This window comes from Neobacillus sp. Soil_C_43 (genome assembly GCF_057656715.1).
This window is the reverse complement of the sequence record NZ_JBDGJV010000016.1, coordinates 14,264-25,241: the sequence shown is the minus strand read 5'-3', so window position 1 is coordinate 25,241 and position 10,978 is coordinate 14,264. Positions and strand designations below refer to the sequence as shown.

The following is a 10,978-nucleotide window of genomic DNA, read 5'->3' as shown; positions in this document are numbered from 1 at the left end:
ATTCTACAAAATTAAGGTGGAATTCTACAAAGTTTTGATTTATTCTACAAAATCGAGGAACAATTCTACAAAGTTTGGAAATCCATTTCCAAATTAAAGAATATACCACTAAAAATCCAGGCGTGTAGCCTGGCTCAGGTATCTTCCTTTTAAATTATGTGTTAATCACCTCTGAAGAACCTTTAAAATACCTTTTTTTATATGATTTCCTTGCTTACTCGTCACTTTCAATGTATTACTCGTCAAAAATTTGATTTTACTCGTCAATTTTCTATTTTACTCGTCAAACTTTACACTTTACTCGTCAATAACTCCATTTTACTCGCCAACTACTAAACTACATCCACTCCTCCATAAAAACACCACAGGTATCAAGGATTGCTGGACAGAATTATATTTCCAATGTGAAATTGCATTACTTTTACAAAAAACATATGAATTTACTTATTTAATCGGCGCAAAGTTCCCCACTCTACTTAATTTATGCGCAAGTAGGTAGATGACGAAATAGATGGGGAAGGAATAAAAAATGCTCCATTTCTTGATCACATAGAATCCCAACCAGAGAAACAATGGCTCGCCAATAAAGGCGCTAAGCATTGCAAAAAATAAAGCTTTTACAAAAGGTGATAGAGTGGGTTTGATCTGAATCAGGGTCATAATTAAGACGGGAAAGAGGATTAAGTCCCAAGGAATATAGGATGGAATCGTTGGTACAACTTTGCCCGTATAGTACCACAATCCACATTGCACACCGATAAAATCCATCCAAGAAGAAATAATAGCAACAAAGAATCCCACAAATAATAGCCGGTTTGAGCTTTCCTTTTTCCGAAACTTTATCCAGAAAAGAATAGGAAAGAATATGAATAATACTAAGGTTAACCAAAAATCCCAATGGAACAGGGTGTGCTCTTTCCAATAAAGAAAATAGTCTTTGTTCATATCCGTTACTTTTTCGTAAAAAATACCTACTTTTCTTATTTTCTCTGGGTCCTGTAATGTCTTCATCCCTTATCTCCCTCAGAAGGCTTTTTCTTAGACTTCCAAATAAAGGATTTTTTATACCTTTTTGAATTTCCTACCTTTCAACGAACCTACCCTTTAACTACAAATAAGAGCACTTCTCCAGCTTAAGAAATGCCCTCATTTTACCGAAGCGGTATCGAAAATAATTTTATTAATATAAAAGGTATAGGTATCGAAAGGATCATCGTAAGGATGGGCCGTTGATCATGTAATCGAAGGAAAATGAACATAAAGATGTTAAATATAAAGGAATGGACGAGTGTCCAGCCATGTTCGTAAACGAATGTGCCGGTCTTGAGCAATACCCATTCGTTCACTGTGTAAAGGACTACCCACAAGCTTGTCCACCGAATGGAGAAAAACTGTTTAGTTGGATACCTACCTAGAAATAGCAAAATGGTGCCGGCAAATACAATAAATTCGCCTATCAACGCTACGAATTCACTTGTCAGTGGGGGTGTAGGCGTAATGGACCAGAGTCGGTGATTATATGTGAGGTAATAATAGAGCACATCGCAAAAAAGGAAATATAAAATGGTGGCGTAATACTTCTTAAAATTTCTCCAGTCCCCCCACCTTAGGGTCACTAATGTCCACATACTAACTCCAATTATTTCAGCCATTTCATCCCTCATTAATTGTCTTATTCATTTAGCAATTCCCAAAAACAAGGAATTTATTTCATTCTTTTAAACGGTTCCGCCTCTTCAAACTGGACGGACTTTGCTTTATACATTTTTCCATCCAAGAAATACTTGATTCGCAAGGTTCCAATATGGCCAGCAGGAGAAATATAAACCACCGTCGTACCATACAGAACCCCGTTTTCCGCAGAATAGTTTTCTACTTGGCCAACACCTGGACTAGGGGAAAAAGTTCCCGGCAGATAATGAAACTTCGAAAGTTCGACCACATGCTTCTTTTTGCCTATTAAAATGGTTGCCAGGTTCCCATGCCGCTCCATTTTGACCAGTCGTTTGACGGCGTCATTGATGGATTCAACCGGAACCTCTTCGTATCGTCGATTAGGGTCCTGGATTTGATTTAACATATGTATTTCTTTCGTCGAGAGTCCTGACCCGGCGCCTGAAATCAGCACAACCCCAATATCTTTTAAATGGTCCCCGTTCAGATCCTCATAAAATAGCTCCGGCGTAAATTTGTCGTTGTACCAATTAGGAAAGTGGTACAGCAGGACACTTTCACCGCCACCCAGTCCAACTTGGATGGTAAAGTTCCTGTGAGCCATCCAGTTTCCGTCAATTGTGTCGGCCATCAAGAAAAGATTTTCATACCACAGCTTTGATGGAAGGGATGAGATGACTATGCGCTCAACCGCATTCGCTTTGTCGAGGGTCCCTACAAATAGGAAAAGCATAGCAAAGCAGATTGGAATTTTCTTGGTCATCGGTACACCCCTTTTTTACCTATTGTTCCCTTGTTTGAATGTTGTTATTTCAGATGATCAGAATAGTCACATGGTTTAGCTGGTTTGAGCTTGGGCATTTGGACAATCTTTTGCTATTTTTCACCTTCCTGTCCGAATCACCCCCGCTTTCGGACAACCCTAAGCTTTTTTTCCGAATCTTTGTCCGTATCCCACTCACATATAAAGAGAAAATAGAGTCGCTGCAGAAACCCTATTATTACTACTAATTTTCAATGCACAAATTACTCAATGTCCCAAAATCATATGTTTGGTTGACTACCAGAGGATAAAGAAGAAGTTTAAAAATAAAAAGAGCTGGCTTCAGCTCTTTTTTTGACCACTCGGTGAATATTTATTTGCTTTCTTCCATATTAAATCAACCATCATTTTCAAAATAATAAACAGGATAATTGATACGATAAATGACTTAAAGTAGTTCCAATTTTCCATTGAGTATAAATGAAAGTACACGCAAAGCGGAATTCCTATAAAGCTGATGACTGCAGATAAAATAACCTCTGCCACGAGGTACGTTTTCCATTTTCGAAAATATTGATAACTTAAGGTCATAATGACTGGGATCACGGCAAAATCCACTGCATTAAAGCGATGAGTAAAAATCAAAAGTTGGTGTGGATATTCCCAATAATCAAAATAATTTCCAATCTCATCCGCAATACCACTGATGACAAAACTAACCATGAAAGCCAGTGAAATCAGCACGATTCGATACCGATCAATTAATATGAGTAGAAGCACAAAAAATATGGCATTTAAAATGACAATACTCCACCAATGGGCACTAAATAAATCCTGATGAACCCATATCTCTGTTTCCGATGTGAGATACTTATTAAATGCCTTTTCTAAATGACTGTACATAATCGTTTCATCCCTCAGTTTTGATACTCATATCTTGCACAAGTTTATATGAATTATTCCGTTAGTAAAAAAGTCCCCCCTATTCCAAAAGATTAACCATCCTCAACAAACGTTTTTCCAAAAACATTTAAGCGAACTGAGATTTTTTTCATACAACATGATGTTTGTCCAAACGCTAATTGTCTTTAAAAATATATTTATATAGAGGAGTTTTCAACTCCATTCATCCACAAAGGGGGTGAAAAATATGGGCTGGGGTTACAGTGGCGGCTATGGCGGTGGCTATGGCGGAAGCAGCTTTGTGCTAATTGTTGTATTGTTCATCTTGTTAATTATCGTGCTTTCTACTTTCTAGTTGAGTTAAGTATCGATTGGGACAAGATCGCGACAATTCCAATGGAAAAAGGGGCAGAACTTAGTGTCTGCCCTTTTTCTGCTAATATGAAAAGGATGATACATGGAATGTCGTTTGAGACATTCACTAATTTGTCATGGGGTCAGACCCCCTTTGGCTTCTCCCTATTCGTCATGGTCCAAAAGAATTCATCCCATGTTCTGGCGGATATTCCTCTAATTTATCCGCTTGTCTCATATCATCGGTTGGAGCCATTCCCGTCTTTTTATCAAAATAAATAGCAATGCCACTAAGGACAACGATTGGCAGCATAATGTAAACCCAAATCATTTGAACACCTCCATAAATAAACGGTTTATTACTATTATAGTACAAATTTTACTAATTTTTACAACATCGACTAAATATCATTATTTAAAAAATAAAAACAACTCTACCCAACCGAATGGACTAGAGTTATTTCTTTTATGAATAGCTGACCACTAAGACATCAGCCGTTGTTGTCAGTCATGCATCTGATCGTGCAATTACCCGCGTCATCACAGATGATATCGCAGTTCGTTTCCCCCGCTTCAGTACCAAAGCAAGCGAGTGTGCAAATAGGTCCGATACAAACTAATTGGCAGTTGTCTGGAATATCTCTTATAGGGATTATTTTTAACCTAGGCAGTGAACCCAGTTGAAAATTTGGAGTGGAACACTCGCACTTCTTGTCCTTTTTTTTCTTCTTTGACATATACCATCCACCTCCTTCATAACAAGATATTCATGAAGGTGGACAAGTGTATGGTTGTAATCAAAGAAAAATTGAAAATGGATTACTATGTAGTTATAAAAACACCGCACTGGCCCCTTATTCCACTTTTTTTAGACTAGCCACGATTTTCACTGCCTCCTTAATCGGTCCCTTATAAAAAAAGCTATACACAAATCCATCACTGGTCTCCCAGACAACATTCACAAATGCAGCCCGTCTTGTACCGCGAATAAAAATTTCCCCTTCTTCCATGGTCAAATTTTTAAACCAATTTACCTTTTTCATATATTTGAACAGCTCATCTGCCTGCTCGTACGGTTCTTCTCCATGATCACCATCAAATAGAAGCGTCCACTTCCCCTTCTTCGCATGGATCATCGATCTTACTTTCGGTTCAATCCATAAATCGAATCCATTTTTCTTTTTATAAAAAACAAAATGTTTGGGGCGAACAACAGATGTTACCGTTCCGACGTTTCCAAACAGATCCCCCATTTTACTCGACTCACGCGGACTATATAAGGCCGGATCATTCGGTGGATACGGCTTATCCATAGACAAAAAATCAATCCTGTACTCATTTTCGTAGGCCTGATAATTGCAAGTCATATAACTCTTTGACTTTCTCGGTTGCTCACTCCAATAGGTGGGCAACAAAACTGGAACCTTAGTATTCTGTGTGAGCACCTTTACGGCCGGTCGTAAAAAAGGAAAGACCTCCGGCGGCTTCGCCATTGCGGTGAGAAATACTAGACTAATCAGGGACAACAATGCTAGCTTTTTCAAAAAAAGACCCCCCTTCCAACTCAAATTTTTATTATTATTCGCATGCTGTTTATGGTTATATCCCAAATAATGTATTAGAATTAAATGGAAAAGCCAATCGTTCCCTTCTTAAGAATTTCGTAAGATTTGAGTAATAAAAAAGAAAATTTTCTTGTCTAAGAAACAGATAAAGAAATTGGGGGCTGGATAGAATGGAAATTAGTTCATTTGCAGAGGTTTCGTTTTACTTGTGGCTATTGTCTGAGATTGCTATTTTAATAAAAACCAAAGTGCAACGAAAAAATGTGGCGTCAGAAAACAAGGATAAGGGTTCTTTTTGGGCGATTACGATCGGTATATTTACCTGTATCCTCGTCAATCAGATTTGTAATTCGATGAAAATCGGGTACGTCAATTCAACCATTTCGGATTTGGGTTCCATCTTAATAATCGTCGGTGTAGCCATTCGACTTTGGGCAGTAGTAACATTAGGTAGACATTTCTCGTTGGTCGTCTCTGTTGAATCTGAGCAAAAAATCATCCAAAGCGGACCTTACCGAGCGGTTCGACATCCTTCTTATACAGGTGAATTGCTGGCGTTCATTGGTATTGGCCTTGCTTTTAATACGTGGGTTGGGTCCTTAATCATGTTAGTCTTCTTCATCTTTGTATTCGGTTATCGTATGCGCATTGAAGAAAAAGCCTTGAAAGCTGGCTTTCCAGAAGAATATCCACGGTATATTCAAAAGACAACGAAATTAATTCCGTTTGTTTGGTAAAATTCAAAAGGGACGGTTCTTGAGCCGTCCCCTTTGGTATTCACGCAGGATTGGCAATACTTGTGTGTTTTACGTTACGACTAAGGTTGTTATAATGGTTGTTAAGATATTATTAGGGGGGTACCGCAATGAACACATTTAATAAGTTAAGGCCTATTATTGCAGACCAACTGGGTGTCAAAATGGAGAATGTTACACCGGACGCATCTTTCAAGGATGACTTGGAAGCGGATTCGCTTGATATGGTGAACCTGACGATGGAAATTGAAGATGAATTCGCGATCGAAATTAGTGACAAAGTTGCAGCAAAGCTTCAAACGGTCGGTGATGTTGTAAAATATATTGAAAACCGTTAACAAATAAGGAAGGCGGATCGCCCCACGCAGCATAAGGCATCCGCTACATCTTCCTATTACATAAATGCTCTTATCACCTCAGAAATTTCCTCTTCATTTAACGCATTAGTTTGTGATTCTTTTAAGAAACTTCCAATTTGTTTGTCTTGAAATGATGGTTAGCCCTTTGAAAAAAGCTAAACCTATTAAAGCGCCACTCACGTTTAAAATAACATCATCGATATCAAACTGACCTATTTGTAGAAATAATTGTCCTGTTTCAATAGCAAATGTCAGACCTACTACACTTACAAGAAGTTTGGTGAATGACCTATATTTTTTAAAAAGGATCGGCAGGAATATGCCTAAAGGAACAAATATCATAATATTCCCTAGGGTGTTATGTAAAATGATATCTACATTATAGTGTTCCCTTTCAATAATATAGCGAGCGATGCTCTTGAATGGGATGAGATTCGAATTCAGTTTCCAAACCTCCACACTGAAAAGGCTATGTACGTTTTCTGGAAACCAAAAATAACGATTAAATGAACTATGGTCAATCCACCTACCGATGATTCGTTGAACTATTAGATTCCAAAGTATGATAAAAGAATAAAGATAGAATGCGAACTTGATGCCAACACTAAAAATTTTAGAGCCTGGAAACATAGAGGATTGCAATCCTTCTTTTAGGGTATTCTTGTCACCAAAACTCTCCAGTGCTTTTTGACTAGCTTCCTGCTCGGAAAAGCCTTGTTCTATGTACTCGGCCTTTAACAATTCTAGGTGGTGAATCATTTCCTCCGCTATTTCAGCTTTTTCATTTTTATCGCATTGTAGTTCCTTTACTATCTGGTTAACGTAGGTTTTAATGTTTTGATCCAAGCCATTCCCTCCGAACATTTCTTAATTAAGTTGTGTACCTTATCCCATTCGGTTAGCTTCCTCTCTAGTTCCTTCTTGCCATCCTCCGTAATGCGGTAGTACTTTCTCCTTGACCCGACCTCTGGGTTTTCCCAGTAAGACTCAATCCAGTTCTTGTTTTCTAGTCTTTTTAAAGCCGGATATAAGGTGCCCTCACTCATGTTGTATAGCTCGTTACTGTTTTCTTTTAACGTCTTTACCATCTCATAACCATACATATCCCTCTTGCTTACGATGGAAAGAAGTAATATATCGATGCTCCCTTTCATAATTTCCTTATCCAAAAAGGTCACCTCACTTTAACTTGATTTCTTTTTACATCGTATCACGACATACCTCGTTATACAAGTTTAATGGATAAAAAATCCAATTTTTTTTGTAATTGAATATGATTTGTCTTGATTTTGAATTACAATATTTGTATCGCTACAATGGGGCTGTATTGGAATCAACATAAATAAGCGTTAATCCTTCTTGGATTAACGCACCTTGGTCTGATCAGCTTTCCAATAATCGACTCTTTTAAATGACACCGGGAAGCCAATTGTCATTTATTTGTTTAATTTTATCTAAACTACACTTCTGCGTTCGATCATAGGTTAATAGTCCATTAATTTCCTGCTCAACGTCTGTGAGTTGTGTATAACAGTAGCCAAAAAGAATCTTTGAACTATACACTGCTTTCATAATCCGTTGATAGTCATTTAAAAAGTCTTCCTCATTTGAAACAGATGTATAACCCCAGCCTACATCGTCACCTACCTTATAACCAATTCCTCCAAATTCAGTAAGAAGAATCGGTTCTTCCTGATGGTGGAAACCATTGGCATAGATGTTTCTCTTCGCAGGTTTCGATTGAAGTACTGCCTCTTTTGTTGATAAATCCCATAGAAACTTTTCGTATTTTTCATTCTCACCTTTTTGACCGTGGTTATAATTATGAACTGCACAAATGTCCGTTTTCGTTAGCTCCCAACCATCATTAGAAATGACCAAACGAGTTGGGTCAATGGTGTGAATCAGATGGTACATGGCTAAGGAATGATTTTGCTGCTGTTTGTTATCGCGTACATTCGGGATCCCCCAGCTTTCATTTAATGGAACCCAGGCAACGATGGATGGATGGTTATAGTCCCGTTCAATAATTTCTAACCATTCACGTGTCAGCCGGGCAGCTGCCTTATCATTAAAAGAAGGCGAAGATGCACACTCACCCCAAACTAAATAACCCAAACGGTCCGCCCAATATAGGAAACGGGGATCTTCTACCTTTTGGTGTTTTCGGCAGCCGTTAAAGCCCATTTCCTTTGCCAGGACAATATCCTTTTTGAGGTCTTCATCGGTTGGAGCGGTAAGTAACCCTCCTGGCCAATATCCCTGATCTAGAACCAGCTTTTGATAATAAGGACGGTTATTTAAAAACACCATTCCATTTTCAATGTGAATTTTCCTCATGCCAAAATACGACTGGAGCTCATCCAAAACTAACCCCTTTTGCTTTAGTGTAACCGTTACATCAAACAGATTAGGATTTTCCGGTGTCCAGTTCCAGCCGTTATGATGAAATCCTGTACGGAAAATTTTATGATTATATAGATTAAAAGAACGTTTGTTATACGTTTCGTATACGGATAAGGTATCTTTTACAATGGTTTGCCCGTTAAATTGGATATCAAATTCCACTTCTTTGTCAGTCAGGTTCCCAGCAATCTCAAATTCTACCATGACTTCACCGTTATCAACATCTGGTGTAAACTTGAGTCTATTTATGTGATTAGCATGGATGGCTTCCAACCACACTGTCTGCCAAATACCAGTTGTCCGTGTATACCAGATTCCAGCAGATTTCTCTATCCAGTATTGTTTACCCCGAGGAATACTTTCTTCCTCTGATGGATCTTCTACCTTAACAGCGATGGTTTCGATACTTCCAGTTAAATAATCCGTGATATCAAAAGAAAAGGATGTATTTCCTCCTTCATGGAAACCAACAAATTGTTCATTAACATATACCCAGGCCCGATAATCAACGGCTCCAAAATGAAGGACCACCCGTTGTCCTGCCCAATTTTCAGGTGTTTCAAATTCTCTTTTATACCAAACCACGTCGTGGAAAGTGGGATCATTGATTCCGCTTAGCTCTGTCTGAAAAGCAAAAGGTACCTGTATTTGCATTGGAAACTCATTCATCTGTTTTTGGTACCATTTTTCTGTAGTTCCGATGTTTTCATCATCAAACGTAAATCCCCAAGCTCCATTTAAATTGAGCCACTCTTTTCTAACCAGCTGTGGTCTTGGATACTCCTGCCGATAACTCATGTGAATTCTCCTTTATTATTGTTTTGATCTCAGTCCTTTAAAGAAAAAGTATCCAAAGCAATCCTGGACACTTTTTCAAAACCATTATTTAAATCGTAATAAAGTCCTTTTCAGCTAGGTAAAGTTCATTAAATAGATTCTCAATTTCTGATAATGAGCACACAGAAGCGGTTAAAGGATCCACCATTAAGGCATGCAGTGCTTTTTCCTTATCCTTTTCGATGACTGCTGAAACAGCCAAATCAAAGAATGCCATGTTGCTTCTGCATAAAGCTGCCAAGTGTTCAGGCAGATTCCCAAAATGAGTGGGCTGAATGCCATTTCGATCCACTAAACACGCCACTTCCACTACACCCGTCTGAGGTAAATTAGGGATAAGATTCGTATTTAGGACATTTCCATAGATCACTTGAGGCTTATTTTTCATCATACTTTCGATAATGACAGCTGCATACTCGTGACTTGGAGTAAGATCGATTTCTTCCTTGCCATCCAAAATATTTTGGATTTTCCGGTCATTTTCTTCTCTCCAGATTGGCCAGTTATTGGCATAGAAACCAGTCCCACCATTATACGCAGAACCACAGTGCTGATCGATCAAATCTTGTCTTTTTCTATAATAAGGAATATATTCTGAAAAATGACCACTTGATTCGGATACAAAGGCACCTAAGTATTTCATTGCATCCAATCGAACAGGATCTTGATTTACAAACTCTTTATCCTTCATCTTCTCTTTCAAGGAAGGGTACAAATTCTGGCCATTATGCGTTAATTCCAAGAACCAGGACATATGATTAATTCCGCCTGCCCTCCACTTCATTTCCTCATAAGGAACTCCAGCATACTCAGCAAGCTGCCTTGACGTATGCTGAATGGAATGGCATAGACCCACAACAGGAAGGCTGGTTGATTTCGTTGTGGCAAGGGTTACAGCAGACATTGGATTCGTATAATTTAGGATTGTCGCATTGGGGCAAAGTTCCTCGATATCTTTTACTATTTCCAGCCATTTTGGAAGAGTCCTTAATGTCTTAAATAATCCTCCAGGACCCATGGTATCGCCGATACATTGATTGATTCCATATTTTAATGGAATTTCGAACTCGGCTTTTACTGTAGCTAATCCTGCTACCTCAATTTGATTGATCACGAAATCCGAGTCAGAAATGACCTCCCTACGTTCTAAAGAGGAGATGACCTTCCAGTTTTTATTTTTTAATTCAATTACTTTTGAGACCAATTGGTGGGCATACTCTAGTCGATCTTTTTCTATATCCACCAGGGCAATGCTTCCTTCTTCAAGCCCCTCTATATTTAAAATATCAACGACAATTTTATGGGTAAAAAAACTTCCAGCACCAATAATTGAAATTTTCACCATGCCAAGTTCCTCCTAAA

The 10,978-nt window shown here is 38.4% G+C and carries 13 protein-coding genes; 3 read left to right on the top strand and 10 right to left on the bottom strand.

Going from position 1 to position 10,978, the window contains the following annotated elements:
• Positions 1 to 444 precede the first annotated feature (444 nt).
• The 4 genes from AC3A54_RS19190 to AC3A54_RS19175 all read right to left on the bottom strand — a co-directional run bounded on the left by AC3A54_RS19190 (position 445) and on the right by AC3A54_RS19175 (position 3,340).
• Entirely contained in the window at positions 445 to 1,011 is a 567-nt protein-coding gene (locus AC3A54_RS19190; RefSeq protein WP_487655746.1) for a CBO0543 family protein, read from the bottom strand.
• A 140-nt stretch (positions 1,012 to 1,151) separates the two neighbouring features.
• Complete coding sequence (locus AC3A54_RS19185; RefSeq protein WP_487655745.1) at positions 1,152 to 1,652, bottom strand: CBO0543 family protein; 501 nt, start codon at positions 1,650 to 1,652, stop codon at positions 1,152 to 1,154.
• Positions 1,653 to 1,705: 53 nt separating this feature from the next.
• Complete coding sequence (locus AC3A54_RS19180; protein ID WP_487655744.1) at positions 1,706 to 2,437, bottom strand: hypothetical protein; 732 nt, start codon at positions 2,435 to 2,437, stop codon at positions 1,706 to 1,708.
• A gap of 342 nt (positions 2,438 to 2,779) precedes the next feature.
• Positions 2,780 to 3,340 (bottom strand): CBO0543 family protein, encoded by a 561-nt coding sequence (locus tag AC3A54_RS19175; protein WP_487655743.1) that lies wholly within the window; start codon positions 3,338 to 3,340, stop codon positions 2,780 to 2,782.
• A 247-nt stretch (positions 3,341 to 3,587) separates the two neighbouring features.
• Between AC3A54_RS19175 and AC3A54_RS19170 the strand changes: the two genes are divergently transcribed.
• Complete coding sequence (locus AC3A54_RS19170; protein ID WP_308081978.1) at positions 3,588 to 3,695, top strand: YjcZ family sporulation protein; 108 nt, start codon at positions 3,588 to 3,590, stop codon at positions 3,693 to 3,695.
• Positions 3,696 to 3,866: 171 nt separating this feature from the next.
• On the opposite strand, the gene AC3A54_RS19165 is transcribed toward AC3A54_RS19170, so the two are convergent.
• Positions 3,867 to 4,025: a hypothetical protein gene (locus tag AC3A54_RS19165; protein WP_335533480.1), complete on the bottom strand. Its 159-nt coding sequence runs from the start codon at positions 4,023 to 4,025 to the stop codon at positions 3,867 to 3,869.
• Between the two features lie 523 nt (positions 4,026 to 4,548).
• Positions 4,549 to 5,238, bottom strand: a complete 690-nt coding sequence (locus tag AC3A54_RS19160; RefSeq protein ID WP_487655742.1) for a hypothetical protein — start codon at positions 5,236 to 5,238, stop codon at positions 4,549 to 4,551.
• Positions 5,239 to 5,429: 191 nt separating this feature from the next.
• On the opposite strand from AC3A54_RS19160, the gene AC3A54_RS19155 reads away from it, so the two are divergent.
• Together AC3A54_RS19155 and acpP are read left to right on the top strand one after the other, a co-directional pair.
• On the top strand, positions 5,430 to 5,996 hold the full coding sequence (locus tag AC3A54_RS19155) for a methyltransferase family protein (protein ID WP_487655741.1): 567 nt from the start codon (positions 5,430 to 5,432) through the stop codon (positions 5,994 to 5,996).
• A 128-nt stretch (positions 5,997 to 6,124) separates the two neighbouring features.
• Positions 6,125 to 6,352 (top strand): acyl carrier protein, encoded by a 228-nt coding sequence (gene acpP / locus AC3A54_RS19150; RefSeq protein ID WP_487655740.1) that lies wholly within the window; start codon positions 6,125 to 6,127, stop codon positions 6,350 to 6,352.
• A gap of 105 nt (positions 6,353 to 6,457) precedes the next feature.
• On the opposite strand, the gene AC3A54_RS19145 is transcribed toward acpP, so the two are convergent.
• From AC3A54_RS19145 to melA, 4 genes are all read right to left on the bottom strand, one after another.
• Positions 6,458 to 7,219 (bottom strand): VanZ family protein, encoded by a 762-nt coding sequence (locus tag AC3A54_RS19145; RefSeq protein ID WP_487655739.1) that lies wholly within the window; start codon positions 7,217 to 7,219, stop codon positions 6,458 to 6,460.
• Positions 7,183 to 7,542, bottom strand: a complete 360-nt coding sequence (locus tag AC3A54_RS19140) for a PadR family transcriptional regulator (protein WP_487655738.1) — start codon at positions 7,540 to 7,542, stop codon at positions 7,183 to 7,185. Before AC3A54_RS19140 ends, AC3A54_RS19145 begins: the two co-directional genes overlap by 37 nt.
• A gap of 238 nt (positions 7,543 to 7,780) precedes the next feature.
• On the bottom strand, positions 7,781 to 9,577 hold the full coding sequence (locus AC3A54_RS19135; protein WP_487655737.1) for a glycoside hydrolase family 2 protein: 1,797 nt from the start codon (positions 9,575 to 9,577) through the stop codon (positions 7,781 to 7,783).
• A gap of 88 nt (positions 9,578 to 9,665) precedes the next feature.
• On the bottom strand, positions 9,666 to 10,961 hold the full coding sequence (melA, locus tag AC3A54_RS19130; protein ID WP_487655736.1) for an alpha-galactosidase: 1,296 nt from the start codon (positions 10,959 to 10,961) through the stop codon (positions 9,666 to 9,668).
• Positions 10,962 to 10,978: the final 17 nt, after the last annotated feature.

Bases quoted from the DNA above. Each gene is read 5' to 3' on its own strand.
- AC3A54_RS19190 (WP_487655746.1), bottom strand. From the start codon at position 1,011: ATGAAGACATTACAGGACCCAGAGAAAATAAGAAAAGTAGGTATTTTT.
- AC3A54_RS19175 (WP_487655743.1), bottom strand. From the start codon at position 3,340: ATGTACAGTCATTTAGAAAAGGCATTTAATAAGTATCTCACATCGGAA.
- AC3A54_RS19135 (WP_487655737.1), bottom strand. From the start codon at position 9,577: ATGAGTTATCGGCAGGAGTATCCAAGACCACAGCTGGTTAGAAAAGAG.
- AC3A54_RS19170 (WP_308081978.1), top strand. From the start codon at position 3,588: ATGGGCTGGGGTTACAGTGGCGGCTATGGCGGTGGCTATGGCGGAAGC.
- AC3A54_RS19165 (WP_335533480.1), bottom strand. From the start codon at position 4,025: ATGATTTGGGTTTACATTATGCTGCCAATCGTTGTCCTTAGTGGCATT.
- acpP (WP_487655740.1), top strand. From the start codon at position 6,125: ATGAACACATTTAATAAGTTAAGGCCTATTATTGCAGACCAACTGGGT.
- AC3A54_RS19155 (WP_487655741.1), top strand. From the start codon at position 5,430: ATGGAAATTAGTTCATTTGCAGAGGTTTCGTTTTACTTGTGGCTATTG.
- melA (WP_487655736.1), bottom strand. From the start codon at position 10,961: ATGGTGAAAATTTCAATTATTGGTGCTGGAAGTTTTTTTACCCATAAA.
- AC3A54_RS19180 (WP_487655744.1), bottom strand. From the start codon at position 2,437: ATGACCAAGAAAATTCCAATCTGCTTTGCTATGCTTTTCCTATTTGTA.
- AC3A54_RS19185 (WP_487655745.1), bottom strand. From the start codon at position 1,652: ATGGCTGAAATAATTGGAGTTAGTATGTGGACATTAGTGACCCTAAGG.